General features: G+C 60.1%; 26 protein-coding genes. 6 read left to right on the forward strand and 20 right to left on the reverse strand.

What is annotated here, in order from left to right; genetic code table 11:
- Positions 1-73 precede the first annotated feature (73 nt).
- From traN to ATN00_RS07095, 16 genes are all read right to left on the reverse strand, one after another.
- On the reverse strand, positions 74-1,168 hold the full coding sequence (gene traN / locus ATN00_RS07020) for a conjugal transfer protein TraN (protein WP_062063474.1): 1,095 nt from the start codon (positions 1,166-1,168) through the stop codon (positions 74-76).
- On the reverse strand, positions 1,165-3,096 hold the full coding sequence (locus ATN00_RS07025; RefSeq protein ID WP_062063476.1) for a hypothetical protein: 1,932 nt from the start codon (positions 3,094-3,096) through the stop codon (positions 1,165-1,167). The genes traN and ATN00_RS07025 overlap by 4 nt, the downstream gene beginning before the upstream one ends.
- Complete coding sequence (locus tag ATN00_RS23905; protein WP_231746405.1) at positions 3,093-3,281, reverse strand: hypothetical protein; 189 nt, start codon at positions 3,279-3,281, stop codon at positions 3,093-3,095. Before ATN00_RS23905 ends, ATN00_RS07025 begins: the two co-directional genes overlap by 4 nt.
- Before the next feature lie 137 nt (positions 3,282-3,418).
- Entirely contained in the window at positions 3,419-4,432 is a 1,014-nt protein-coding gene (locus tag ATN00_RS07035) for a TraU family protein (protein ID WP_062063480.1), read from the reverse strand.
- Positions 4,429-5,025: a conjugal transfer protein TraW gene (locus ATN00_RS07040; protein WP_031298119.1), complete on the reverse strand. Its 597-nt coding sequence runs from the start codon at positions 5,023-5,025 to the stop codon at positions 4,429-4,431. Before ATN00_RS07040 ends, ATN00_RS07035 begins: the two co-directional genes overlap by 4 nt.
- Before the next feature lie 52 nt (positions 5,026-5,077).
- A complete protein-coding gene (locus ATN00_RS07045) occupies positions 5,078-5,314 on the reverse strand; it encodes a hypothetical protein (RefSeq protein WP_021226051.1) in 237 nt (78 codons plus the stop codon).
- The gene (locus ATN00_RS07050; protein ID WP_021226052.1) at positions 5,311-5,688 is read right to left on the reverse strand and encodes a hypothetical protein; all 378 of its coding nucleotides are present in this window, start codon (positions 5,686-5,688) and stop codon (positions 5,311-5,313) included. Before ATN00_RS07050 ends, ATN00_RS07045 begins: the two co-directional genes overlap by 4 nt.
- The gene (locus ATN00_RS07055; protein ID WP_021226053.1) at positions 5,685-6,014 is read right to left on the reverse strand and encodes a hypothetical protein; all 330 of its coding nucleotides are present in this window, start codon (positions 6,012-6,014) and stop codon (positions 5,685-5,687) included. Before ATN00_RS07055 ends, ATN00_RS07050 begins: the two co-directional genes overlap by 4 nt.
- Positions 6,011-8,524, reverse strand: coding sequence for a TraC family protein (locus ATN00_RS07060; protein ID WP_062063482.1), 2,514 nt, complete (start codon positions 8,522-8,524; stop codon positions 6,011-6,013). The genes ATN00_RS07055 and ATN00_RS07060 overlap by 4 nt, the downstream gene beginning before the upstream one ends.
- A complete protein-coding gene (locus tag ATN00_RS07065; RefSeq protein ID WP_156415235.1) occupies positions 8,521-9,165 on the reverse strand; it encodes a TraV family lipoprotein in 645 nt (214 codons plus the stop codon). The genes ATN00_RS07060 and ATN00_RS07065 overlap by 4 nt, the downstream gene beginning before the upstream one ends.
- Positions 9,166-9,188: 23 nt before the next feature.
- Positions 9,189-10,529: a TraB/VirB10 family protein gene (locus tag ATN00_RS07070; protein ID WP_062063484.1), complete on the reverse strand. Its 1,341-nt coding sequence runs from the start codon at positions 10,527-10,529 to the stop codon at positions 9,189-9,191.
- Entirely contained in the window at positions 10,526-11,302 is a 777-nt protein-coding gene (locus ATN00_RS07075; protein ID WP_062063486.1) for a type-F conjugative transfer system secretin TraK, read from the reverse strand. The genes ATN00_RS07070 and ATN00_RS07075 overlap by 4 nt, the downstream gene beginning before the upstream one ends.
- Complete coding sequence (locus ATN00_RS07080) at positions 11,286-11,921, reverse strand: TraE/TraK family type IV conjugative transfer system protein (RefSeq protein WP_062063488.1); 636 nt, start codon at positions 11,919-11,921, stop codon at positions 11,286-11,288. Before ATN00_RS07080 ends, ATN00_RS07075 begins: the two co-directional genes overlap by 17 nt.
- A 5-nt stretch (positions 11,922-11,926) precedes the next feature.
- Positions 11,927-12,193 carry a type IV conjugative transfer system protein TraL gene (locus ATN00_RS07085; RefSeq protein ID WP_062063489.1) on the reverse strand — a complete coding sequence of 89 codons (267 nt, stop codon included), beginning with the start codon at positions 12,191-12,193 and terminating at the stop codon, positions 11,927-11,929.
- A gap of 131 nt (positions 12,194-12,324) precedes the next feature.
- Complete coding sequence (locus ATN00_RS07090) at positions 12,325-12,639, reverse strand: hypothetical protein (RefSeq protein ID WP_062068497.1); 315 nt, start codon at positions 12,637-12,639, stop codon at positions 12,325-12,327.
- A gap of 197 nt (positions 12,640-12,836) precedes the next feature.
- Entirely contained in the window at positions 12,837-13,586 is a 750-nt protein-coding gene (locus tag ATN00_RS07095) for a DsbC family protein (RefSeq protein ID WP_156415333.1), read from the reverse strand.
- 397 nt (positions 13,587-13,983) lie between these two features.
- Here ATN00_RS07095 and ATN00_RS07100 point away from each other — a divergent pair, with 397 nt between their 5' ends.
- The 6 genes from ATN00_RS07100 to ATN00_RS22785 all read left to right on the forward strand — a co-directional run bounded on the left by ATN00_RS07100 (position 13,984) and on the right by ATN00_RS22785 (position 18,369).
- Positions 13,984-14,418 (forward strand): hypothetical protein, encoded by a 435-nt coding sequence (locus ATN00_RS07100; RefSeq protein WP_062063491.1) that lies wholly within the window; start codon positions 13,984-13,986, stop codon positions 14,416-14,418.
- Positions 14,419-14,572: 154 nt separating this feature from the next.
- Positions 14,573-14,983: a helix-turn-helix domain-containing protein gene (locus ATN00_RS23610; protein WP_062063493.1), complete on the forward strand. Its 411-nt coding sequence runs from the start codon at positions 14,573-14,575 to the stop codon at positions 14,981-14,983.
- Positions 14,871-15,632 (forward strand): GntR family transcriptional regulator, encoded by a 762-nt coding sequence (locus ATN00_RS24195; RefSeq protein ID WP_257720660.1) that lies wholly within the window; start codon positions 14,871-14,873, stop codon positions 15,630-15,632. The genes ATN00_RS23610 and ATN00_RS24195 overlap by 113 nt, the downstream gene beginning before the upstream one ends.
- A gap of 146 nt (positions 15,633-15,778) precedes the next feature.
- Positions 15,779-15,910: a benenodin family lasso peptide gene (locus tag ATN00_RS23350; RefSeq protein WP_197413680.1), complete on the forward strand. Its 132-nt coding sequence runs from the start codon at positions 15,779-15,781 to the stop codon at positions 15,908-15,910.
- A gap of 57 nt (positions 15,911-15,967) precedes the next feature.
- Positions 15,968-16,618, forward strand: a complete 651-nt coding sequence (locus ATN00_RS07115) for a lasso peptide biosynthesis B2 protein (protein WP_062063497.1) — start codon at positions 15,968-15,970, stop codon at positions 16,616-16,618.
- Positions 16,618-18,369: an asparagine synthase-related protein gene (locus ATN00_RS22785; RefSeq protein WP_082635113.1), complete on the forward strand. Its 1,752-nt coding sequence runs from the start codon at positions 16,618-16,620 to the stop codon at positions 18,367-18,369. The genes ATN00_RS07115 and ATN00_RS22785 overlap by 1 nt, the downstream gene beginning before the upstream one ends.
- Positions 18,370-18,389: 20 nt before the next feature.
- Here the strand turns inward: ATN00_RS22785 and ATN00_RS07125 are convergent, their stop codons facing one another.
- The 4 genes from ATN00_RS07125 to ATN00_RS07140 all read right to left on the reverse strand — a co-directional run bounded on the left by ATN00_RS07125 (position 18,390) and on the right by ATN00_RS07140 (position 24,817).
- Positions 18,390-20,504 (reverse strand): Atxe2 family lasso peptide isopeptidase, encoded by a 2,115-nt coding sequence (locus tag ATN00_RS07125; protein WP_062063501.1) that lies wholly within the window; start codon positions 20,502-20,504, stop codon positions 18,390-18,392.
- A 6-nt stretch (positions 20,505-20,510) separates the two neighbouring features.
- Positions 20,511-23,093, reverse strand: a complete 2,583-nt coding sequence (locus ATN00_RS07130) for a TonB-dependent receptor (RefSeq protein ID WP_082635114.1) — start codon at positions 23,091-23,093, stop codon at positions 20,511-20,513.
- A gap of 66 nt (positions 23,094-23,159) precedes the next feature.
- A complete protein-coding gene (locus tag ATN00_RS07135; RefSeq protein ID WP_062063504.1) occupies positions 23,160-24,254 on the reverse strand; it encodes a FecR family protein in 1,095 nt (364 codons plus the stop codon).
- A complete protein-coding gene (locus ATN00_RS07140) occupies positions 24,254-24,817 on the reverse strand; it encodes an RNA polymerase sigma factor (RefSeq protein WP_082635115.1) in 564 nt (187 codons plus the stop codon). The genes ATN00_RS07135 and ATN00_RS07140 overlap by 1 nt, the downstream gene beginning before the upstream one ends.
- Positions 24,818-24,878 lie beyond the last annotated feature (61 nt).

The following is a 24,878-nucleotide window of genomic DNA, read 5'->3' on the forward strand; positions in this document are numbered from 1 at the left end:
GATCGCGGCCGGCGGCTCGTTCGCGCCCGCGCGCCCGACAAGGCAGGCAAGGCTTGCCAGAAGCAGAACGCGCCTAGTTGCTGATCGTCTGCATATAGGCATCGATCTTGTCCTTCATGTCGATCTGGATTTCGGATTGTGCGCGGGCTTCCACCTCCGCATAATATTCGGAGAGGTCCATCCGCGAGAAATCGAGCGCCTGGAATTCCTCGGGCGTAAAGCCCCGGCAATAAGGCTGTTTGGCGGTGCCCCAACCGATGGCGCTGAAGGCCTTCAGCTGCGGACGGCCCTGCTCCTGGATGATCCGACCGAGCTTGGTGTTGAAGCAGCAATGGCCCCGCGACTTCTGCACGCAGATCCCCAGGATCTTCGAGGAGCAGTAGCTGCCGACCTCATGGCACATGCCCGAACCGCGCAGCATGCCCACTTCCATGTCCTGCTGATCGCAGCCCTGGAGCAGCACCTCGATCATGAAATTGACCGCGAGGCTGATCGCGATCGATGTCGGATCGATCCCGACGATGATCGCATTGGCGCCGGCGCTGGCCGCCTGGCTCGCGGTCGCGCCCGCCCTAAAGGCGGTGTAGGCGGCTTTCATGCCGGTGAAGACGCCCTTGGCGACCGCGATCTTGGTCGAGATGGACGAGATCGAACCGCCCATGCCGTCTTTCACGATCTTACCCTTGTCCTTGCAGCAATTGGAGAAGGTCGTCTTGAGGCCGGCAGGACGGCAACGTGCGGCGCGGCCGGAAAATATCTCGATCGTGCCAAGACAATTGCCCTCGGCATCGACACCGCCATCGGCTTCGACACCCGGATCGTCGATGACCGGATCGTCGACGATCGGGTTGGCGCTGGTGTCGATGCAGGCATTGGCCGAGCAGGCCGCTGCGCCGCCACTGGCAGGTGTCTCGCAGCTATATTGCTCGCCGAGCGGGCAGTGCAGGGCGCCCGAAATGTCGGCCTCGCACATCGTCTGGCCGATCGGGCACATCCAGCCACCTGACGCCGTCAGATGGCAGCTCGCCGTCTCGCCATCATCGGCCGCATCGCCATTGCCGTTGAGGTCGACCGCGCAAAGCTGCTGTGCCGCTGCGTTCGACGGGCACAACAATGTGCCCGCCATCAGCATCAGAGCTCCGGCGAGCAGGGATACGCGCGCGCTCATCGCACGCTACTCGTGCAGACGAGGTCAGCGCCGCCCAGGCGCACGGTCTGCATCATCACTGCGGCTTCGGGGAAATCGTCGAGACAGCCGCAGCCCTGGACGAGTTCCTCGCCTTCACCGGCCGGGCAGACATTGCTGTCCTGGCAGGCGTGATAGAAATAGTCCCAGCCTGTGGGATCGGTCTGCTTCGAGCCGGTCACGCCATCGGGCGCGGCTGCCGTGTTCACGTGTTTCTTGCGGGTTTTGCAGATCGGCTCACAGGCATTAACGCTGCCACGGTCGGGCAGGACGAAATTGCGCGTCGTCAGGCTATAGCTCCCGTCAGCGCTTCTCACCCGGTCAGCGAGCAACGTCTCGGTCGAATGATCGATGATATAGGCACCACGAGAAAGATCCGGTTGCGCCGCCTGTCCCAGGTCCACCGTGCATCGGTAGCCACGCTCGCGCAGGAAGAAGTCGCGGGTGATCCGCGTGGCGCAGATGCCGGTCCCGAAGAGCCGCGTCTGCGGCAAGGGCGAAAGTCCGGTGTTGACGCCATTGCGAAAGCTGGTGACCCCGTCCACCACTTCGTCCTGCAGCCGGCATGTATCGTTCGAGGCATAGGCGCCGCAGGTGTCGACGAGTTGCTCGGTCGTCTTGCAGCCGGCGTCGACATTGGCCTCGATCGACGCATAGGCTTCGCCTTCATCGGCGACCGCGACACGCAGCCATATGTCGTGATCGCCCTGTGTCATTCGCGATGTGAGGTCGAGGGCGGGATAGGCGGTGAAGTCGCCCTTCTTCTCGCATTTGCCGGGCGGCAAGCCCATCCCGGTCCAGCTTTGCGGACCCGATCCGACCAGTTCGCCATCGACACGGATCTGGGCCCAGTCGTCAGCGCCGAAGCGGGTCAGCAGCACCTGCTGAAGCCGATCAACCTCCTTGACCCGCAGCGTCATGTGGAAATCGAAGATCGAGCAGGAGCCGCCGGAAAGGCTGTTATCCACAGGCGAGCCCATGACGAAGGTAAGATTGTCGGCGCTCGAGGCATAGGTCGCATAGCCGCCCGAGACCCGACCGATGATCTTGTCCGCGGTAATTTCCTCCTGCGTGATCTGACGGGTGATCGTGCAATTCCGGCTCACCTCGGAGGTGCCAGTGCCGGTCGAGGAGGCCGAGAGCGCCTGGAACACGCTGCTCGCCTGGGAGGCGGCATAGGCGTCGCCGGCAATGGCGTTGGGATTGGCCTCGTAGGCTGTGGCGCCGATCTGGGGCTGCGCCGCGCAGGAGGTTGTCTGCGCGCCGGTGTAGCGGATCACCGGCCCTTCGATGGATGCCTGCGCGATGTCGATCCGCGCATCGGCGCTGGTGAGAGCGCCAACGACCCCGCCGCCAAGGTCCTTGAGTACGGAAGCCATGTTGCCCCAGACCAGGTTATTGCCGCAGCTGTTGTTGACGCAGTAACAACCGGCGAGATCGGTCAGCTCGGCTTCGCTGAGCTTGAGCGATCCGGTGGCAGAGGTATCCCAGCGGAAGAAGCGGCAGGCATCCCAGGTACCGGGCGTACAGGAGATGATCCCGTTGGCGCAGATGCCTGAGGCAGGAACGGGAACGGTCAACGCTTCGTCGAAGCTGCCGTCGAGATCCTTGTCACGCGAGATGCTGAGCGTGCCGATATCGCCGGTCGCATTGGGCTGGGCGAGCAGTTCCAGCATTGTCGCGCTTTTCTGGCAGGCCAGGTTGGGCGTGAACGTCTTCGAGGAATCGACCGTGCTAATCGGCTGCCCGGCAAGGCCCGGTGTCACGTAATTCTCGAGAATGGCATCGCTGTCCGCGCTTTTTGCGCGCGCGGCAGCCGCAGCGCCACGAGCCCGGTCTTCCGCCGTCTGCGCGTGGGAAGGAGCGGGCAAGCATAGCGCCGCGACAAGGGCGAGGGCAGGACGCCTCATGGCCGGATCTCGCTCGGTATGATCAGCCGGGAACCGCGGCGCAGCCGGAACAGAAACACCCTGCCGGCGGGCGCGGCAAATTCCGCGCGGAACACTGCCTGTCCTTCAAAAACGGTCAGCGTGGCCACGACGACAGACGGCGAGGAGGGGCGCACCGCCTGTCCATCGTCTGTATTCACGGCCACGCCGACCGCCCGACCGGCGCCGCAGGGGGGATGCGACGCCGGTCTAACCGCATGGGGAAGACCCGGCGCAATGGAATGACGGGCAAGCCATCGGCTGTTGCCGGGCGATTCCATGCGGTCAGGGAAAGACGGACAGGTCATGGCGTCGAGACCCCGGCGCAGCAGATCGTCTTTTCGAACAGCATGAACTGGGCATTGTCCTTGCCCGGCGCATGTTTGGCGCTGGTCCACAAGGCGCCGGGACGACCGACGTTAACGCACTGGCCGCCCTTGACCGGCTCCATCAGCTGGAACTTGTAGCGGCTCTTGGTCCAGACGGGCTGGGGAATGAAGGAACAGCCGTCCGCCGAACTGACCGTGAGCGCGCCGAGCCGGCCCATCATGAACAGGCCGCGCGCAGCAAGGCCGGCCCAGGCTTCGACACTGTCCCCGAAATGAATATCGCCCGCGATCGGATAGGTCGCGCCCCACGACCCCATGCACCAGAACAGCGGATCGACGACTTTGCCCGCGGCCGCTGCGGCGCTGTCGGCCATGCAGGCGAGCCCCGCGGCCGGATTGCCGAACAGGATCGCCTCGGGTTGGATGATCGCGCCCAGTGTTGCCGACTGCCAGGTCGGCAGGACCTCGGTGATGAGCGCGACATCGAAGCCGTTGTCCTCGATGCAGGGCAGGTCGGTGAACATGTCGAGCATCTTCCAGACCGGGGCGATGTAGTAGTGCATCTGCGCGAACATCTTGCGGGTGTTGGTGCCGTCGGCGAGGCTGCTCTGGCTTCCCTGCAGCTTGCCGCCGGTCGGCATGATGTCTGCGCCCAGCGCCATCATGCAGCCCGGCTCCGTTACCACATCGACCATGCGGTTTGGCGACCAGAAGCTGACCTTCACCCCGAACCAGAAGGTCACGCCCTTGCGACAGGCGCACAGTGGCTTGGAAGCCGATTGTGCGTCGAGCGCCTTGCCGAGCGGATCGCTGGGTCCGACCTTCACGCCGCCGATGGTGATCGGGAAAATGCAGTTCCAGCGTACCTTGGTGATCGGGTTGAATACCGTGCCCGCCTCGCATTTTGAGGCATGAGCCGGAGCAGCGAGCGCCAACGCGGCGAAACCGCAACCCAGCGCCAGCAGTCGGCGAAGGGACAATCCTTTCATCGCGCGGCCCTCCGGTCTGTCTTGCTCCTGTCGACCTCGGTCAGCACCAGTTTCTGCCCCGCCTGGCTCACGATCACCGGCGCTACCCTCAGCCCAAGCCGCGCCTTGACGCGCTCCTCGAGCAGGAACAGCGCCCGGCCATGACGTTCGCCAAGGGTGATCGCGTCGGCGTCACGCGGACCACCGGCAGCGAGCAAGATGAAATCCGAGGGCCGAGCGGTGCGCAGGGCCCAGTCGAGCTCGGCGGGATGCACGACAATGAGCCGCTGCGGGAGCGACACAAAGCTAAGCGGATTGAAGCTGTAGCCTTTGGCGTACAGCAGCTTTCCGTCCTGCAAGCGGATATCCTGATCGAGCGTATAAAAGGGAATCACCGTGCGATTCCGGTCGGCTCGCGCGATCCCAAGCGTCGCCGCCTTCATCGCCGACCAGCGCTCGCGCGGACCGAAGGCGGCTTTCATGTCGGGAATCTGCGCCGCCCGGCCTTCGATCTCGCTCAACGCATCGGGCTCTGCGATTGGCCAGGTGCGGCCTATCGTGCTGGTCTCCGCAGGGAGCGATGACGCCATGAGCATTCCGGCCGTCATCGTCATCGCCGTGAAAACGCGAAGGAATGCGGGAGGCGGGGAAGGCCGGCACGTTGATCTAGCGGCCATGGCGCCGCCTCCAATAGGGCTGGGGGGTCTTGCGATCCTCGCCGAGGGCGGCTGTAATCAAGGCGGCGGTGGCAATGATCGCGGTAATCGCGACGAGAAGGCGGAACAGTCCGGGCACCGCCGGCAGTTGCCAGGCGATAAAAGACTGAACCAGCAGCAGCCCCTGGCTTCCGACGATCAGACGGATCGGCCCTGGTGCCGGCGTCGAGGAGAAGATGCCGTTCATGGCCGCCTCCAGCGCCCGGCGACGCTGCGAACATGCCGGGCCAGCGCATCCCAGGGGACAAGGATGAGGCCTGTCGAACCCGCGCCCATGCCGGCGCAGATGCCGACGACGATCGCGCCCTGCAGCGGCGCACGCAGGCTCGAGGCGGCCATGAAAGCGAAGAGCGCCGAGACAACCATGCCGGTGGTCACCAGGATCGTGTAGCTGACCCTCGCGAACCGCCGTTCCGCCTCGATCACGGTGACGATCGCATGCGCCACCGCCGCGATTCCGAGCGCCTGATTGTTGAGGCTGCGCGCATAGGCGAGGAGCGCGTGGATCTCGGCGCCCGCTTCATAGGCAGGTTCGAAGTCCTCATCATGGTCCGGGTTCATCGCGCCCTCCACTGCGACAAGCGCGAGAAGAGCATCCCGCAGGCGCCTGACAGGCCGATCAGCAGCATGCCGCTTGCAAAGCAGGCGGCCGCCACGATGAGCCCTGTGCGAACCGTCTGGAGTGGTGGCTGGTCGAGCGCGAGACCTGCCGCGATCACGAGCCCGCCCATCATGCAGGTTTCGATCGCCACCAGGCGCAGCCGCCACTGGAACGCCGCTGCCTCGGCGCGCTTTGCGACGCGGGCCTCGATGATCGTCTCGATGGCGGGGTCCTGCTCCCAGTCGATCGCCAGCTGGTCGGGATGAGGTTCGGACTTGGGCATCATGCCGTCCTCCCGGACTGGTAGACACGGCCGCCCAGCACCTCGACCGGATCGACACCGGCCAGTTCGCAAACCGCTTCCAATGGATTGCGGCCCGCGCGCACCAGCGCCTCGAAGGTGGCGACCTCGTTGGGCGCGGAGGTATTGATCCAGTAGCTGAAGGGGTCGACCACCAGCCGGGCAATGCCAAGACCAAGCGGGCTGTCGATGAACACCTCGGAATAATTGGGCTTGGCGTTCCGGACCGATTTCAGCAGATCGAGCACGAAGCCCGAATAATCGAGAATCTTGTTGTCGACCGCCTTGTCGTAGGTCGATCCCTGCAGCAGGAACCGGGTCGCGGCGTTTTCGAGGATCACCTGTCCCGTACCGCCGAAGAGCAGCAGGTCGTTCATGCTCTGCAGGACGATGCCGAAGCTGCCCTGATATTTGCGCGCGCGGCGATAGCCCTGGCCGAATGCCTCGGCGAGACGCGAAAGGTCCTGCCGGTCGCTGCGCGACATGAACTGCGCGGCTTCGTCGCACAGTACGAAGCGGGGCTTGTCGCGCGCCGAGAGATAGAGTTCCTGGGTGACGGCGTTGACAACCACCATCACGATCACATTGAAGAGGTCGGGGAGCGCTTTCAGCCGTTCGAGTTCGAGCACCACGAATTCGTCGCGGGATATGTCGAAGGTCGAGGGGCCGTTGAAGAAATGCCCGTACGCGCCTTGCGACCCGAAATCGCGCAGGTTGAACGCCAGTTCGCGCGCCACCGGCACGAGATGATCGACCCGGTCGAGATCGGAGACCGCATTGTCAGGATAGCGGCCGAGCCAGTCGCGGACCGCATCGATGCCGTCCTCGCCGCGTCCGCTATCGACGGTCCACTGCACGGCGGATTTCAGCAGATTCCATTCCGACGTGCTGACCGGCTTACGCGTCGAGGCATTGGCCATCTCGGCGACGATGGCGACGGCCATGGCGATCGCCGACTGCTTGTCCTCGCCGTCTAGCGCGAGCCCCATGTCGAAGGGATTGAGGACCAGGCGCTCCTCGCCGATGTCGATGTAACGGCCCGAGCAGAGCGTGCAGAGCTTGCGGTAGGACCCGCCAATATCGATGATCCGGATGAGCGCGCCTTGCGCATAATATTGCTGGCACAGATTATTGAGCAGGAAGCTCTTGCCCGCGCCACTTTCGGCCGAGACGATGAAATTGTAGTTGTTGATGCGCGGATCGAAGAGATCGAGGGTGATGAGCTGGCCCTTGCGCCCGACATAGAGCAGGGCCGGGCGGCCGCCTCCGCGAAAATCTGTCTGCACCGGCGCCATCAGGCAAGCGGCCTTGACCGGCATGCGGAAGTCGCGTTCGAGCAGCTTCAAGGTGCGCTTCTCGGGATAAAGACCAAAGGGCAGGCTGGCGGCGAGCAATACCGGCAGCAGATAGCTCTCCTCCTGCACCATGAAGGGCAGGGGTTCGGACTCCCACAGCCGCTTGGCCCGCGCCGCCATTTCGCGCGCTTGCGCGCTGTCGCGCCCGAACACCCACATGGTCGGGATCACCGAGACGAAGCGGCTGTTCGACGCCTCGTCGAGGATCCAGCCGATCTCCTCGATCTGCTTGCCGACCTCGACCGCGAAGCTGCCCGCCGCCTTCTGAGCCGAGAGGATCTGCGCGCGCTTGTGGATCTCGAACTGCGAATGATCGAACAGGACCGAGAGGCAGTAGAGGAACGGCCCGCCGATCTGGTCGCTGTCCTCGGCGCTCCCGCGCATGCCCCCAAGCAACCGGTTCGCCCGCTCGGCGGTGATGCGGCGCGCAGGGGCCTTGGGCGTCAGGCAGCGCGCGACCTGGTTGCCGAGATAAACCTCGGATCCCTCGAAACAAAGATCAGGGCCGGCCTCGATGATCTGCCGCGCGATCGACGGCGCCGGCATTCCGCCCACGCTTTCGCTCAGGAACACGCCCGGCGCGGGCGCGAAGACGCCGTTGAAGATTCGCCGGTAGAAGCTGACCAGTTCATCGGGCGGCAGCCGCCGGATGCCCATCTTCGCCAATTGCTCCTCGACCTGGCGGCGCAGGTCGGCGCCGAGCTTCACCCGCGTCTTGATCGAGAGAAACAACCGGAAGTCGCGTACCGGGATGGCGTGCAGCGCATCGAGGCCTTTGGTGCCCGAACGAAGATACTCGGCTGTCCGCCGGGCAGAAGCCTGGACCAGCGGATCTGGCCGCACCTTGAGATCGAGATAGGCGTCGAGCGCGGGGTCGATCAGCGGATCGGCGAAGGTGATGAGCTGGAGAACCGTGCCTTCGGGGAAATGGATGTTGAGAAGCCCAAGCAGCGCTTGCTGCACATGGGCGAACATATAGGCCGAAGGAACGAGCTCCCAGGCCTGGCCCCATCCGTCGTCGATGCACAGGAAGGCGTCTTCCTCCTCGACCCAGGCGACCATCGGCAGGAAGTCCGAATAGGCATCGCGGGTCACGGCGGCGCGCAGGCGCTGATAGCTGAGGCTGCCGCGTCCACTCATGGCCGGTTCTCCGGGGCGAGGGTGAGCGGCATTTCTGGGGCCGGAACCTCGACGCTTCCCGCTGCTGGTTCGCGCACCGTCCGCAGTACCGGCGGGGCTGGCGTCCGGCCGCCCGGTTCCACCAGATAGTCACCGACCACCCAGGCTGGCCGGTCGATGATCGAATAGACATAGCGCGCCATGTAGAGCCGGTCGGGGCGCTGCTTGTCGGCATAGGGCAGGATCAATGTGCGGATCGTGCGCGAGGGACGCAGCATGGGCGAACCGGGGCCCTCGATCAGCGCGCCGACATTGCCTTGTCCGCTCTGTGGGGCAACAACACCTGTCGCGGTCGACATGTCGATCTTGCTGCCCGGCGTGGGCGCCTTGCCCGTCTTACGCTCTGCGAGCATCTTGCGGTCATTGGTGACGGCAGGATCGGATTTGGACGTACGGCCGGCAACGGCGTCGGCATAGGCCTGGTCGGGATGGATGCACTGGCCATGGTCGCTGTTCTTGCAGGAGAATTTCTCGCTGTAAGGCGACATCACCGAACCCACGGTGGCGCAGCCTGCGAGCCCGAGGAGTGGCAAGGCGAACAATGGCAGTGCGCGTAGCGAAGTACGGCAAGTCCCGAAATGAGCGAGAATCTGGTGTGGCATGGTGCCTCCTGTCGTGATGCGCATCAGAACTTCACTCCCGCGCCGGGTTTGATCTCGAGGGTCGCGCCTTCCTGGATCACCACGACCACGTCCTTGGCCGCGCCGACCTCGACGATGGGACCGGCCTGCCGGGCGAGATCGAGATAGAAGTCGGTGAGCTTGTCCGAGGATTTGGAGAGGCCGCCGGCAATGCCGGTCTTCGCCGCGTCGCCGGCATCGAGCGTTCGCACGGTTCCCAGTGCCGAGGTCGAGGTGTCGCCGAAGGTGCTTTCGACCGACTGCGAGATGCCGCTGATGGTCCCGGCGATGAAGGCGCGCGCCAGTGTGGCGCCGGCCCGCGTCACCACCTTGCCCGACAATCCCTTCTTGCCGTCGGTATCGACGAAGAAGCCCTTGACCGGCTGATCGACCACGGAGTGCTCGTCGAAATCGACGCAGGACAGCGACACGAGCTGGACCTCGACCCGTTCCTTGGCGAGACTGCCGGTAGCGTTCCCCACGACAAAGCAACCGGCCAGGTTCGCCTTCACCTCATTGGGCAGAACCGCAGGCGCCTGCACCCGGGCGATGATCGGCTCGGGGTTACTGGTTGCGTCCCGGCTTGCCAGCGCGTCGATCCCCGTCAGGAGACGCGCCTTCATGAAACCAGGCGGTAAATAAATCGTCCGATTCTTTTTTTTGGACGAGGCTGGACCATCGGCTGCGCCCTGAGGCCCGCTTGTGCCCACGACCTGGCTTGTCGCCGATCCGATCGCACCGACCGTCTTCTCGACCGGCGGTGCGGGCGGTGCGGGCGGGGCGCTTGGCGCCGAGGGCGGCGCCGGCAGCTTGTCCGCATCCGCGCCGATGTCACCGATGTCGGGCGGATAGGGCAGCGCGGGCGCGTCACCGGGCAATGCCGGCGGCAGATCGCCATCGACGCCCGGTCGTGGTGCCGAGGACTTGCTCCCTGGCATTACTTTGCCTTCCTCGATCGCACTGACGCGATCGCCGAGCAGTTGCTGGCCATCGAGGACCTTCTTCAGGTCTCCGCGCAGCTTCACCTCGAGACTGTCACCGCGCAGCCCCGCGCCCATGTTGAGCGAGGACGCAGGATTGGCGGGTCTTACCTCGTCCTTGCTGCCGGAGGCCATGTAAAGGCCGATGCCCAGCGCGCCGACCGCAACGCCGACCGCGAGCTGGCGCGCGCGCAGCTTCTGCTTCGCCGACAATCTGGTCCACAGTCCCTGCCAATCGAACAGGGCCGGGGGGCGTCGCGGGTGGGTCTCGTTCTCCTCCCAAGCGTTTTGCCCGGCAAGATGCGCCTGATAAGGCGACAGTGGCTCAGGGGCTTCCACAGGCCCGTTGTCCTGCGTGCCGCTCATTGCCCGGTTCCCCGCCGCACGACAACCAGCCGGGCGCTTTCCCCGGCGCTGAGGCGCACCCGGTCCAGGGTCACGGCGAAAATGCGGGACCCGAGAGCCGGATCGATCAATGTCCGTTCGTCGAGCGTCACCGCTGCTCCGGCCCGGATGCGGTATTCCGAAGCCGAGAGCGCAGCGCCTTCTATCGCAACGCGGCGGCTTTCGGTGATCGAAACACCGGGCATCGCTGGCAAGGCGATCGTTCCGCCGGCGGGCGCAACCTCGCTGAACGAGGCGGGAATGCGATCGTCCAGCAGCGCCATGGTGATCGAGACCGCGCGGTCTTCATCGGCGAGCGCGGCCATCAGTTCATTATTGGCCTGGGCCCTTTGCCTGGCGCCCGGCATCAGCACCACCGTCTGTGCGGGGATCTCCACCGGTTCCGCATAGAGCGGATAAGTCGCGCCGTTGCAGCTCACGAAGAATTCGGAAGGCTGGGTGACATAGCTGCGGGTGACCTGCCCCGCATCGTCGATCTCGTGGGCAAGGAACTTGATCCAGGCGTCCGCGCCGCCCTTTTCGACAGCGAGGCCCTTTTCAGCAGAGAACTTGATGTCCTCGATCTCGCCGCCCTCGCACACCAAATGGTTGATGTCGCGATTGGACAGGCGAATATGGCTGGTCTGGTCGGGCAGCGCATGGATTGTCTGCCCTGATGCTGGCACTGCCGCTATCAGCAGCGAAAACATCAGGGCATGGCGCAACGGCGCGCGGCGCTCAGCGTGTTTCGGCATCGAACTGCTCCTCGGAAAGACGGGTCAGCCAGAAGCGGCCATTGTCGATCGCGTAACCGATGCGCAAAATGCCCCGGAACTTGCGGATGACGCCGCCGATCACGCGCACCTTCTCGACCGGCACGACAATCTCATGGGCCGTCCAGCGGACCGGCTGATCGTTTCGGATATAGGTGGCGATCGACAGCGTCGGGTTGTTCGCCAGCTCGTCAAGAATGGCGCTGAGGCTGTCGCGCATTGCGCCATAGGCGGAAGGGTGGACGAGCCCGAGCAGTTCCTGGAACTGACGATCAGCCGAATAGGCCGACCAGGTTCCCGAGAGCGCGACGATGTTCCGCGTCATCGCGACGATATAGGCCTCGGACGGTTTGTTCCCCGAGACGTGGAGATCGCCGGTGGAGCCGAAGGGCACGATGATGGTCCGCGCATTCTGGTTGGTCGTGTAGATCACTGCCCCCAGAACCGCGGTCACACCGAACATGCCCGTGATGGCGACCTTCAGCAGCCGGTTTTCCTCGAACAGGTTCGCAGAGCCCTGGAGGTAGCGATGGATGCCGAAGCTTGCCGGTTTGCCCAGCAGCAGATCCTCACCTTTTCGCTTGCGCGTGAAGAGACCCATGGCGCCTACTCGAAGAAGCGGGTCTGTGTGGGACCCGGATAATGGGGGAAGGAAACCAGACCCCAGCGCCATGCGAGATGCACGAGATAGCCCCTGGGCTTGGTCCGCTTCCACGGGATGAAAAGGAGAAGGGCGGCGATGAGCGCCCAGCCGACAAATCCGCCCACGATCGCGGCCACGAACACGCTCGAGGTCATAGCCAAGAACTCGTCCGATCCGAACCACAGGATCTGGACCGGCCGATGCAGATATTGCGGAAGGCGTTCGTCCACTTGCCCTTCTCCTCCTGCTTCATGACACCTGGGAAGGTGCCGGTTTCCGGGAGCCGACCATTCGGCTCCCAGCACTTTGCCGGCGCGTATGCGTCTGGCCGGTCAGCCAGCGCGCAGCCGCCCGCGGCGTCTCAGACGAGCATCCCGAAGGTCTGGAGAATGGAGTCCGCCTTGATCAGGCAGACGGCCGCAACGATGGTCGGGATGCCGATCATGATGTTCGAGAAGAGGCGCGAGACGCCGAACAGGAAGGCGGCGACGCCGCCCACGAAACCCAGCGGACCCTTCACGCCCTGGTTCACGACGATATCGTAGATATCGTAGCCGAGGTCGCCCTGGGCAGGCGCCGAGAAGGCATGGGCGGGGCCGCCCACCAGGGCCATCACGCCCAAAGGGAGACCGAGATTGGCCACCGCCAGGGCCTTGTTGCTCAATGTACGCATCATGGCATTGCTCCGAAAATAGAACCGTCCAACCCAAGCCTGCCGGCATCGAAGATTCGCTGTCGGCCGGGGCGTCGGTGGACGGCTCCATGAGCCCGCCGCCGCCGGCATCCTGGTTCATCCATTCGCCCGCGATCAGGCGGGGCCGGATGCCCTCCGAATTGAAATCACCGCGCCCCCTGGAAGGGCGCGCTCCTGTTTCAGCGCCGCCTTTCGGACGCCGCGTTCGTGAGCGCCGGCTTCGCATGCCGGTCGAGGAACGCTTCGAGCTCGGCCTGCTGGAAACCTGAAATGAGCTTGCCGTCCGCGATCAGCGTCGGCGTGCCCGACACCCCGACCTTCGCGACCAGTTCCGCGTCTCGCGCGACCTTGTCCCGCCCTGCCGCACATTGGCGCAGCACTGGCGGGGTCTGGCCCGAATAGGCGGCCTGGAACGCGGCTTCGCGATCGGGCGAGCACAGGATATGCTCTGCCTTGGCCGCCGCCGTCGGGTGGATCCCGCTCACGAAGAAGATGAGGCGCCTTACCGGCTTGCCTTCGGCCGCCTTTGCCTTCCAGAAACGATCGAGCGCCTGGCAATAAGGGCAGTCGGGATCGGTGAACTCGATCACTGTCGGCGCGTCCGACGGGCCGATCGCCAGCGCCTTGGCGGGATCGATGGCCTTGAGGCGCCGGGCCGCGCCCTGCTCCTGGGCCAATGCGGTCAGATTGATGCCGTTCCGATCATAGACCGTGGCGAACAGCAGATGTTCGCTCTGCGGGGCAAAATAGATGATTTTGCCACCGGCTATGGCCTGGTAAATTGGGCCTTCAACCGGCGCGGGGCCAAAATCCTCAAAGCGCAGGTTGGTAAAGGTCTGGTGCAGCTTGACCTGCGCCTCGGCGGCCGCGGCGCCAAGATCGTCCTGGGCCTCTACGACCGAGCCAGGCCCCATCTTCTCCGCTTGCATGTCTTGCGCTGCTATACCCTGGAGAGGCATAATGCCTGCCCAGAGAGCGACGAGCATTGCCGCGCGACTGGAACGCGTTCTGGTCATTACCGCAAGTCTCCCTGAAATGGGAATTGCAGCGGATCGAGGTTGCCGATCACTCGGAGTTTCTCGCCCTTGCTGCCGTTTCGACACGGGCTGGAGTGGCGTGAACGCCCATCGCCTCGCAAGGGACAGGGAAACTCATTTCCGGTTTAGGGAAGTTCAGTTCCGCTTTTCGGAAATGATTTTCCGGGAATCGGAAGTATATTTCCGGTTTCTGCTTTTGTTCCGTCGGCTGTGCGGAATCTTGGCCGCGCTATCTGCCGAACATTCCAGACGGGACATGAGAATCACTGCTTGAAGCAGGAGAAGGAATATGGCGCGTCAGCAATCAAGGGCTTACAAGCTACAGCTTTCCGAAGATGGCATTCATCTTTTTCTCCGATGCCACTGCCGGCTCTGCCACCTGGTAGGAGATCTGCTGCCCTACGGAACGACCTTGTTCATCGCCGTCGATCTCCTCCAGACATGTGACGATCAGGACCTCGCAACCGAAGTGTCCGACCCGGCACTCGACGGCCTGGGGGGGCGCAAGATCAGGCATGTCGGCACATCTCCCATCCTCTCCCATCTCATCGAGGGCATTTGCGGCACGCTCGCACATTCTGGAGCCGAGCATCCGATCCCGCAGGTCTGGAAACTGTTCCTTGCCGCGCTCGCGCACATGCAGGTGATCGAAGACAGGGAAATCGTTCGCTCGTTCCGCAATATGCCTGGAAAGACCGGAAGGCCGCCGCATCGCTCCGCCTAATAGTTGCATGGGCGAGACTATTATCGCGGTCCCGTTCACAATTGCTCTCGTACTTGCGATATTCTCTAAGTTGACGACTGGTTTTTAATACAACAGATTGCCAGGCATAGGCGATGTGACCTGGACCTTGAGCCGCTGTTAGGGAGACCTGCAGATGACGCCTCAAGGTTCGGGAAACCCCGACTATCCGATCTTGTCATTTATCAAGGAGCTTTCCGGGAAGCTGATCGAGCGACGCCGTCGGCGGGATCGGATTTCCCAACAGACCCTTGCCGGCTCAATCGGGCGCAGCGACCGCTGGGTGCGCGAGCTCGAAGGCGGGGCAGGGACATCCGCACTCGAGGATCATATCCGCTGCGCCCATGCGCTGCGGATGTCGACGATCCATGTGACAATTCCTCTGCTTGCGATGGAGCACAACATGGCCACGCCGCATGAACTTCTCCTACAGGATGACCTTTGGCAACTCGAGCAGGAACTGCTTGAGGTCATCGTTCGTCATCAGTCCGCCGCTGTGGCACGCCTTGCTGCTCAAGGCGGGGCGCCCAGGCGCACGGATCGATAGCGGCGGAGCATCAGTGTCTCCAGAGCCAGTCGTTGCCGAAAGGGCCTATCTCCTCCTCAAGGCCGATATCATGGCGGGGAGATGGGCGCCTGGCATACTTCTGATCGAACGCGGTCTTGCCGCCGAATATGGCGTTTCCGTGTCGCCTCTCAGGGATGCGGCGCAACGTCTGGTCGGAGAGCACATGCTGGAAATCGCGGCTGGCGGTGGCTATCGTATTCCTGTCCAGACGCAAGATATGCTCCGTAGCCTCTACCGGTGGCACAGTCACCTTGTTCGCCTGATCATGAAGGCAATGCGCCCAGATGCATTGCCTCGGCCGCCAATCTCCTCGCTCATCGGCACCACCTCTTTGCCCCAGGCGACAACCAACCTGTTCCTGACATTGGCAGATGCATGCGAAGATCCTGAACATACCCGGGCGCTCAAATCCGCGACCGAGCGTCTGCATCAGGCCCGCCTCGGCGAAGCCCAGATCATGCGCAATCTCACGCAGGAACTGCAAATGGTCGAGGTCGCGACCATTTCCGGTCGAGATCACGACCGTTTTGAGGTGCTCTGGGCCTACCACCGGCGAAGAATTCGTCGCGTGGACAGGATTTTCGAAGCAATCAGTCATCTGCCGAATCAATATACATCAATCGGTTAGTGCTGGTATTCATCGATCATTGGGCCAGTTTGGCAACGCCGATATCGGTTAGTCGCACGCGCGAGACCTTATAAGATCCCTGATCTGATGTAACTGCGCTTATCCTTTTGGGGCTGCAATTCATGCAGCGACAGAAGGAGGTAACTATGGAACGCAATGACCATTCGGAAGCCGACCTGATCGATCTCGGCCCGGCTGTCGAACAGACGAAGGGCAATGATGGGGTCAATATCGACCAGGCTCAACAGAAGCTGCAGTCCGGTCTTTCCGAAGACTGAAGGGCACTGGGGTGGCGTGCGGGCAATATCCGCGCGCCACCTAATAGGAAATCACTCATGCCATATCGCCTTCGGCCGGGAATCTCCTATACTTGGGTAGGACCAGTTCCGCTGTTCCTGGACATCGATCAGAATAGATATTTCAAACTGTCATCGCGCGCGACCGCCGCATTGACACGACTGGAGAAATGTCGGTCTGCAAATCCCAATGACGTGGAACTGCTGATCGATTCCGGGATTCTCCAGGAAACACAGAATGAGTCTATCATTGGGCCAGTGCCGAATCTGCCATCAATTAAAAACTCCTATTTTGACGGACCACGTCAATCATCCGTCAAATATGTCGTTATCGCAGCGATAGACCAGCTATGGGCCATGGCTGTAATACGCTTCGCAGGTTTGCCCACCGCGCTGGCACAGTTACGAAAACAAATCGAGAAGCAGTCTCATCATGAAGACTTTCTTGAGATCGCTCAACTCGTTGGATCCTACCGGTTCATCGACCTATTTCTCTCAGCAGAAAATCGCTGCCTCGTACGATCCTTCGCTCTCGCCCGGTCCCTGACAAGGTATAGCGTAAGCTTCAAACTCGCGATCGGCGTCCGCACAGGGCCGTTTGGCGCGCATTGCTGGGTCCAGATAGGCCATAAGAGTCTCACCGACCACCGAGACAAGGCGCGCGAGTATATGCCCGTGCTGCTTCTGTGATGCGGGCGCGATATTTCATTTCGGTTGGTCAAGATGCGGACGCGACCACGCAGGCGAACCGTGAGACTGCGCTTGCTGAATTGGCCTATGTTGTCTCCCGGAAAAATTTCAGGATCTTTTCAGATCAGCCGCTCAACGTCATCACGCGGCCCGGGATAGTATTCATCATGTTGGGGTGGTTCCAAAAGACACTACCCTCCGGTAGCGAAGATTTACCAAACACAGTTGATATAGATGACATTATTTTCGACGACATTGCAAATATATTTGAAACTTATTGGGGATCTTATGTCGCGATAATTTATTATGAGGATGAAAATAAAATAAAAATGATACGCGACCCTTCGGGAGGCATGCCTTGTTATTTTTGTTGCTTGAAAGATGGGGTCTCTATCGTGTCAGATATGGATCTGCTTCGTAAACGTAGAATTCTCGAATTTATAACAAATTATGATGAAATTGGGTATCATCTATTGTTTCCAAACTTTCGGACAAATCGAACATGTTTAACAGGCCTCAATGAGGTTCCGCCCGGATATCAACTGACCGCCAATTGCGAGACGTGCGCACTCACTCAAAAATGGGATCCTTGGCATTTCGCGCGACGCGACGCATATTATCGCGATCCTGATGAAGCGATATCGAACTTGAGGGCGACAGTTCTCTCCACCATCGGCGCTTGGGTCTCCCGCTTTCAGAAGCCGGTGATTGGCTTGTCAGGCGGTCTCGATTCATCAATTGTAGCAGCGAGCGCTGTCCGTGCCGGAGCGGAAGTCACTGGATTGACACTCGTGACGGATGAAAGCGCCGGGGACGAACGACATTACGCGCGTCAAATCGCTGATTTTCTCGGGATATCGTTGGAAGAGAGGTATTTCAGCGTAGCAGATACCGATCTGCGATCAAGCCATGCGGCGCATCTGCCGAGACCGCTGGCACGCTCTTTTGCCCAGTCTGGCGATCGGGCCTATTGCGATGTCGCCGCTCAGGTGCGGGCCGACGCATTCTTCACCGGTGCTGGCGGAGACAACGTTTTTTGCTTCCAGCAATCCGTGTTGCCAATCGCTGACCGCATTCTTTATGACGGAGTGGGGCGAGGCATGTGTAAGACCACCGCCGAAATCGCAGAAATGGCAGAGACCAGCGTCTTTCGTTGCGTGGCGTTGGCCATGCGTCGTGCATGGTTTCGTAGTCCACAATATCGATGGAGAACACAGCCAGCTTTGCTGAGCCGTGAATTTTTGAACCAACATGCGGAGAAGCCATCACATTCTTGGTTGAACATGGCCACTGGTGAACTGCCCGGGAAAGCGGCGCATATTGCCTATCTCCTTCAAATACAAAATCATCTCGAAGGCTTCAGGCGAGAAAACATACTTCCACAAATTAATCCTCTGATGTCGCAGCCAATCGTGGAAATGTGCCTACGTATTCCAACATGGTTCTCATGCATCGGCGGTGAAAACAGGTCAATCGCCCGGAAAGCGTTCGCGCCTTACCTGCCCGAAGCAATCCTTCATCGGAGAACGAAAGGCGGCCCCGATGGCTTTCTTCAGCAGTTGTTTCTATGTAACCGTAATACGATCCGGGACATGCTATTAGGTGGCAATCTTGCTGCGTCCCACCTTATCGATCGTCCAGCAATAGAAGCGGCAGTCATGCTCGAGGCAGATGGCGACCACCTGCAACATTTCAGGGTTCTCGAGCTTGTAGATGTTGAAGCATGGATTTCCGAAATCAGAGCGCGATAGAAATAGTGGATCACGACGGTCTATCGGAATCGCATCGCGCGCCATCGATCATAGGTCGATTTCATATGTATCGAAGGATCGTCTTCAGATTCCAGCCAGAATTTAAACCAGTCGATATTCCTATTATAGATCGCAAATCGATGTGAAGGTCCATTTTTTATGTGATTTTCATTTGGAAAAATATATAATTCGACTGGTCGATCATAAGCCTTCAATATCCCGTAGCTCTCCATGGCCATCAGATATTCGTTGTCGGATACCTGCATCAGGATTGGCAGGTTGATCCTTTCGATGTTTCTCTCGATTGAATTTTTCGACCAAAACTGTGCCTGGTCTTCTTTCAGAGTCGGATATCCCATGGCAACGAGTTGCTTTGCCCAAGCCGAACCGCCGTAGATTTGGGTTGATTTTGGCTCCTGAAATCCCGTCGATACCGAAGCCGCCGCGAACAATTCCGGCGTATCCACCAATGCGAATTCCACCGTCGAAACACCATCGCTGAGGCCCGTAATTCCAATGCGGCTCGTGTCGATGTTTCCGCGAGAAACAACCAACTCGATCCCATTTACCAAAGCGGACTGCACGCTGCGTCGGTCGTTCCAGTTGTGCTGATTTGCCGCGTAGGCTTCCGCTACGGTTCGAACCGAGCCATCTGTAATTGTCGCATAATAGTCGGCCGGTCGTTGAAGGCTCAGAACGGCAATACCATGCTCGGCAAATGGAAAGATCGGATACTCATCGCCCACACCGCCCCGTAGAAAGCCTCGGGTGAGATATTGCACGACAACAAGCGGCATTTTGCCGTTGCGAGGGCGGCTGCGAGGCAGAATCAGGTCGCCGAAAGATTCTATGCCGACATCATTGGTCCAGTGTAGCCGTTCGACGCTTCCCAACTGCAAATTGCGAAAAGATGGATTGGGGTCGAATAGCGCGGTCACCGCACCGGTGTCCGTATTGATGCGGACAATGCGCCTGGGTCGCTTGGAAGTCTCGTAGAGGCAAATGAGCGTATCGGAATCCATCTCGCAGCCGGTGACCAGATCATCCGTTTTAAGAATGGCAACGGGAACGGATTTCATGTCCCAGCTATAGAATTGTAGTTCGCTTTTCCCCCATCCGGCTCGCCGAAGAAAAAGAAGCTTCCGCCCGTTCGCGGTCCACCACATATTGAGGATTCCGTCGGCGCACTGCGGATCATCGCATCGGCGTCTGCGCCCATCGGCATATTGCAACCATAAGTCGATCGGTGATGTAATGCTTGCCAGTTCCCGCTGCACGAGTTGGGCCACAACGTGTCGACTTCCCGTCGCGGAGCGGATCAGGCCTTCAGGCCCGGGTTTGATACTGTTCGCATTTGCAGGAAGTTCTCCACTGCTCGCCGGACGAATATCGGCGCCACTGGCCGTTGAAGAATGGAATTCGATCGGAACAGGTCCCGCAATCGAGGGACGAGCATCCCGCTTGGGTATGAAACTGTCATCATAGAGAAAGCCTTCTCGGCCTCGCAGGTCGATCTCGGCTTCCAGTCGCGCAGCGTCGGGTTCATTCCCAAACACCAATCGTCCGCCGGCCGTCCACGCGACCTGGCGGACTGCAGTATCGGAAGCCGTTGTAAACAGCACGGAGCTGCTCTCAACTGAAATGACCCGAGCCTGGGGGATGCCTTCGATCGACACAAAGTAGGCGACATACCGACCGTCGGGTGACCAGCGCGGACTATTAATAATCGGCGAGCCATTGATCATCCGGAACCCACGAATAGTCGGTGCGCCGATGATCAGTCCTTGCGTCAGGTCAATAATCCGGACTGGGGCCTGGCTTGCGGTATCGATCGTGACGAGCGCCTGGCAATAGTCGTTTAGCACGGGATCTGCCCGGCTTATAACGAAGGCCAGACGCCTGCCATCAGGTGACAGCGCCAGAGGGCTTTCGGGCAGGTCAGTACCGAAGTTCGGACCGATGTCACGCAGGCCGATCAGATCGGCCGTCGTGACGCCGTGCTTGTTCTCAAGCCCGTTTGCGCTATCATCAAGGAGATGCTGGCAAGCCTGCGGTGTTTGAGCGGTGGCTGCCTTTGCATAAAAGGCGGCCGTGATGACGCCGGCGCATGCCGCCAGCCAGGCAACAAACCTCATGTCTCGTCACCAGGACTTCGAGATGGAAAAGCTGATATAGCGGCCCCAAGGCGAGTAATTGGCGGAATCGTAGGGGCTCTGACTGACCGAGGTTGTCGCGATGAGCGACGGTTTGTCGTTGAAGACATTCTGCGCGGACAGCGAGATATCCAGCCCCCGAAAGATCGGTGATTCACTATCAATCTTTAACCGTGCCGTCAGATCGAAGGTGGTCATCGAACCGACATCATAGGTTACTGTCGCGCGTCGATCTTTCACGCCGCCGATGTAATTCACGACCGGGGTAAGCTTGAAGGGGCCTTTCTCCCATGTGAATCCCGCGACGCCTCGGAGATGTGGCGGGAAGAACAAGCTGCCAGCCAACTCGGTTTCCGGCTGCAAAGCGCTCAGGCGTTGACGACTTTTGATATAGCTACCGGTTGCCCAAAGAGAGATGTTTCCCATTTGATCGAACTCAATGCGATGACTCAGACTGATATCGAACCCATCTATTTTCTGACGTGCCGCATTTGTATATTGGCTGTTAATAATGGCCCCCACTCTCGCGGGATCCCATTCTCCACTGGCATCGTTGAAGAACAGGGCTCCATCGAGGGTGGCATTGATCTGATCTGATGTGGGGTTGAAGCTGATAAGGTCTGCATAGATCGGATTGCTGAGTGCCTGGGTGATGTAGGTCACCGGCGTTACGATCCGATCACGGTAGCGGATCGAATAATAGCTGAACTCTACCTTGGAATTGGGTGAGAATGCGGGCTCGAAAATTGCAGAGGCAGTCCAATTCTCTGAGCGCTCCGGTTTCAAGTCAGGATTACCACCGCCGCTATACAGGCCGACAGTCCCTGCCGGAAATCCGCTTCCGCCGAAAACCTCAATATCAAGGGCGCTTACACCGCGCACGCTGTATAATTGATACAGTGTCGGCGCCTTGAAGGATTTGCCCCAGGAAAATTTGAATGTCAGGCCATAACCAGTCGCGAGCAAGGCGCCGAGTTTTGGTGTCGCTACATCTCCTATGCCCGGATAATCCTCATATCGAACCGCGCCACTGAAAATAAGAGACTGGACAAGTGTATCGGGATTTTCTGATCGGACAATAGGTGCGTTGACTTCAAGGAAGCCGTAACGGTTGTCCTGGCTCGCTTCGATGCTTTGACCGTTGTTAACAAGACGATTGTATGAGTGGAGAAAATTCTTTCGATAACCGCCGCCAATCGCGGCCTTGACCGGGCCAGCGCCAAGATCAAACAACGATCCTCTGACAATTCCCTCCAGGTTGAACGCTTTGTTGCAGTAGCAGAGTTCCGCGCTCGATACGATCCCGCTACTATAACTATCAGATCTGATCAGTGTTCGGTCTTCGGCGTAAACTCCAGAAAATGATGCCTCCCATCCACCACCCGCTTCAAAGTTCATGCCAGGCGCTACGCTGATCGTTCTGGTGTTTGTCTTCCGACGGAGGCCTTGCACGCGATAGTCTCCTGCAGTGGAGGAGGCGAATGCACGATCGGTTTTTCGCTCGCCATACAGGCTATCGATGCTGAACGTCAGGCCGGACATGATTTCCTGATGCCCACTCAGCAAGACATTGTGCCGGTCGAACCCAGGATAAAGGGTCAAACCTGGCGCACGGGTCGCGGCATAGTCACGTTGATTTGCCAGAATAGGTGTTGAGTGCGCGTAATCATAGGCGACGGTGAAGCCACCGGAATCCCATGTCGTCCCGCCGGTCACGCTGTAATTCTGTTGTACGTTCCCTCCGTCTGTGGAGGCTCCCCAATAGGCACGGGTCGTCAGACCGCGATAGTCCTTGCGCAGGATGATGTTCGCGACGCCGGCGATGGCATCAGAGCCATACAGTGCAGAGGCCCCATCCGTTACAATCTCCATCCTCTCAACAGCTGCAAGCGGAATGGCTGAAATATCGATAGACTGAACTGCCGTATTGAAGGCTAGGCGGTGGCCATTGAGCAGCGTGATTGTTGCATCGGAACCCAGGCCGCGCAGGTTGATCGAGCTGGCTCCACCGAGATTGCTGCCGACGCTCTCAGGGACATTTTGTCCAATGCCCGGATTCTGGCCTGCACCAGAAGCTATCGGCAAGGCTCGTACAGCGTCTGCCAGACTGTTATACCCGCTATCGAGAATATGCTCGCGATGAATAGTCTGTGTGGGTGAAGCAGACTCAACGCCTACGATCAGCGATCCAGTGACAACAATATCGTTGCTCTTATCACCCTCTGGATTTGTGGCTAACTCTTTTGTCTCTGCGCGAAATCGGGGCTTCACCAAAATGGCACGGCCGCGCGTGCTTGCAACGAGGCCCGTGTCCCTGAGTAGAATCTCTACAGCTTCGCTGGCCGTATAGGTTCCGTCGAGTGCGGGCGCGCGCCTTCCTTCGACAGATTGAGCCTGGAACATGATTTCGCGATGAGATGCGCTTCCTATCGCGCGAAGCGATGTCCCTAGGTCCTGCGCAGGAAGATGATACTCCCGCTTCTCTTCAGCTGCGATCGCCTGCGGTGAAGCAACGGCCATTGCCGTAAGCGCTACCGCTGACATTAGAAGATTTCCTGCGATTTTTCCCATGACGCTCCCCAAGCATGATTGCCGGAAATCCCGGCTTCCTGGGCAACGACAACTGAGATCGATCTTTTATGAAGGTGGCTGGCAGTTCTTCCCTTCATAGCCGGTACACGAGACGGCAAAGAGGAAAGAGTCCGACGAGGTCACCAATGCAAGCCCGAGTAAATCAGCCAGATTTTCGGCAAGGCGCTTGGGATCTGTTATGCGATATGTACCTGACACCCTGATTTCGCCCAGATCGCGAGATGCTGTCAGGAGAGGCACGACGCTATATCGGTTTGCTTCGGCAAGAAGGTCGTCCAGGCGCACGTTTTCATACTCTCTCAACCCATCCGGCCATTGCCGATCCGCCACATCAGGCTCGGGTTTTTCGCTAACTTGCTGCTGTCCTCCATCCTTGAAGGAAAATTGCTGACCAGGCGTGAGGCGCAACGCAGCTGCCTTTTCATTCACCGTTGGTCCGAGGCGGTCAATATCGACAGCCCCGCGAATCAAGCGCACCGTGACCCGGCGGTCATCTCCAACGCTCACGTCGAATATCGTTCCTCGAGCGGTGACTCTGCCGTTCCCCGCCGAAACCACAAACGGCCGCGCTTCGTGGAAGACGTCGAAACGTGCCCGACCCCGAACAAGCCGAAGATCCCGCTTCGCTTTCCCGAACGCAACGAGAAGCACGCTGTCGGTATCGAGCGTCACTTTCGATCCGTCGGCGAGCCGGAATGTGCGAATTTCGCCAAACGCAGTTGCAAGCTGGACCGGCTGCCCGACAGATGGGGAGGCCGATGCAATCGGCTGCGTTTTCTCGGGATTGCTCACTCTCATCGACGATGTCGACAAATATAAGACGGCACCGCAAAGCGCTATGATGCTGACAGTCGCACATACGATGCCGATTGAACGACTTGCCTTGCGCTGTGGTTTTGGCGAATGCTCCTGCGTCGGTTCCTTCTCGAGCCCCCCTTCACAATCCTCCTTGAGAAACCTGCCATTGCTGAAGGTTTCCGCGATGCGGTTATAGGCCAGACGATGAATCGCACCGCGCGCGAGCCAGGCTTCGAATTCATCGCGACGGATTTCAGCATCAGGCCCCCGCATGATCGCAAACCAGTTGGCTGCTTCTTCGCGCAACTGCCCGTGGCGCTGCGGCGTTTCAGAGTCTTCCATTATTCCTGCTCCAGCGCCGCATCAATGTGGGCAAGGGCCCGCGCGATATGATATTGAACAGTAGGGATTGATATTCCCAGCCTTTCTCCGATTTCCCTGTACGTTAGCTCGTCCACGCGGTGAAGCAGAAATGCCTGACGGGTCTTGTCCGGAAGTTCGCTCAACGCCTTACGGTAAATCCGCATCATGTCTTCAACCTCGATCTCTTCTCCTTGATTGGGAGGTGTCGCGAGCTCGTAGCATTCATCGAACGACATATGAAACCCGGCCAGCCGGTTCTCGAGGCGCTTGGTTCGATTGAATAGCAGGTTCCGTGCGATGCGCTGCAAGTAGGCGCCAGGGCGCAACGGGTTCCCGGTATCCAAGGCCCCCAACAACCGAACGAATGTCTCATGTACGAGATCACCTATGTCGTCACTGCCCCGCAGGCGCGCACGGAAGTAGCGCTGCAGCTTGGGGGCTTCGATCGCATATATGCGGCTAAGCTCGATCGCGGGCTCCTCGAGCGATACGTGCGCATTGACCGAATCCGGCGGGACGGGATGTTCGGCATCGATAGACATGAACCCACGGTTCCTCACGGCACGGCAGAGACCGCCCCGGAACCTCCGGGGTTATCTTGAG

The sequence above is a fragment of the Sphingobium baderi genome (assembly GCF_001456115.1).
GTDB classification, from domain to species: Bacteria; Pseudomonadota; Alphaproteobacteria; order Sphingomonadales; family Sphingomonadaceae; genus Sphingobium; species Sphingobium baderi_A.

Bases quoted from the DNA above. Each gene is read 5' to 3' on its own strand.
- traN (WP_062063474.1), bottom strand. From the start codon at position 1,168: ATGAGCGCGCGCGTATCCCTGCTCGCCGGAGCTCTGATGCTGATGGCG.
- ATN00_RS07025 (WP_062063476.1), bottom strand. From the start codon at position 3,096: ATGAGGCGTCCTGCCCTCGCCCTTGTCGCGGCGCTATGCTTGCCCGCT.
- ATN00_RS07035 (WP_062063480.1), bottom strand. From the start codon at position 4,432: ATGAAAGGATTGTCCCTTCGCCGACTGCTGGCGCTGGGTTGCGGTTTC.
- ATN00_RS07040 (WP_031298119.1), bottom strand. From the start codon at position 5,025: ATGACGATGACGGCCGGAATGCTCATGGCGTCATCGCTCCCTGCGGAG.
- ATN00_RS07045 (WP_021226051.1), bottom strand. From the start codon at position 5,314: ATGAACGGCATCTTCTCCTCGACGCCGGCACCAGGGCCGATCCGTCTG.
- ATN00_RS07050 (WP_021226052.1), bottom strand. From the start codon at position 5,688: ATGAACCCGGACCATGATGAGGACTTCGAACCTGCCTATGAAGCGGGC.
- ATN00_RS07055 (WP_021226053.1), bottom strand. From the start codon at position 6,014: ATGATGCCCAAGTCCGAACCTCATCCCGACCAGCTGGCGATCGACTGG.
- ATN00_RS07060 (WP_062063482.1), bottom strand. From the start codon at position 8,524: ATGAGTGGACGCGGCAGCCTCAGCTATCAGCGCCTGCGCGCCGCCGTG.
- ATN00_RS07065 (WP_156415235.1), bottom strand. From the start codon at position 9,165: ATGCCACACCAGATTCTCGCTCATTTCGGGACTTGCCGTACTTCGCTA.
- ATN00_RS07070 (WP_062063484.1), bottom strand. From the start codon at position 10,529: ATGAGCGGCACGCAGGACAACGGGCCTGTGGAAGCCCCTGAGCCACTG.
- ATN00_RS07075 (WP_062063486.1), bottom strand. From the start codon at position 11,302: ATGCCGAAACACGCTGAGCGCCGCGCGCCGTTGCGCCATGCCCTGATG.
- ATN00_RS07080 (WP_062063488.1), bottom strand. From the start codon at position 11,921: ATGGGTCTCTTCACGCGCAAGCGAAAAGGTGAGGATCTGCTGCTGGGC.
- ATN00_RS07090 (WP_062068497.1), bottom strand. From the start codon at position 12,639: ATGATGCGTACATTGAGCAACAAGGCCCTGGCGGTGGCCAATCTCGGT.
- ATN00_RS07095 (WP_156415333.1), bottom strand. From the start codon at position 13,586: ATGCAAGCGGAGAAGATGGGGCCTGGCTCGGTCGTAGAGGCCCAGGAC.
- ATN00_RS07100 (WP_062063491.1), top strand. From the start codon at position 13,984: ATGGCGCGTCAGCAATCAAGGGCTTACAAGCTACAGCTTTCCGAAGAT.
- ATN00_RS23610 (WP_062063493.1), top strand. From the start codon at position 14,573: ATGACGCCTCAAGGTTCGGGAAACCCCGACTATCCGATCTTGTCATTT.
- ATN00_RS24195 (WP_257720660.1), top strand. From the start codon at position 14,871: ATGACCTTTGGCAACTCGAGCAGGAACTGCTTGAGGTCATCGTTCGTC.
- ATN00_RS23350 (WP_197413680.1), top strand. From the start codon at position 15,779: ATGGAACGCAATGACCATTCGGAAGCCGACCTGATCGATCTCGGCCCG.
- ATN00_RS07115 (WP_062063497.1), top strand. From the start codon at position 15,968: ATGCCATATCGCCTTCGGCCGGGAATCTCCTATACTTGGGTAGGACCA.
- ATN00_RS22785 (WP_082635113.1), top strand. From the start codon at position 16,618: ATGCGGGCGCGATATTTCATTTCGGTTGGTCAAGATGCGGACGCGACC.
- ATN00_RS07125 (WP_062063501.1), bottom strand. From the start codon at position 20,504: ATGAGGTTTGTTGCCTGGCTGGCGGCATGCGCCGGCGTCATCACGGCC.
- ATN00_RS07130 (WP_082635114.1), bottom strand. From the start codon at position 23,093: ATGGGAAAAATCGCAGGAAATCTTCTAATGTCAGCGGTAGCGCTTACG.
- ATN00_RS07135 (WP_062063504.1), bottom strand. From the start codon at position 24,254: ATGGAAGACTCTGAAACGCCGCAGCGCCACGGGCAGTTGCGCGAAGAA.
- ATN00_RS07140 (WP_082635115.1), bottom strand. From the start codon at position 24,817: ATGTCTATCGATGCCGAACATCCCGTCCCGCCGGATTCGGTCAATGCG.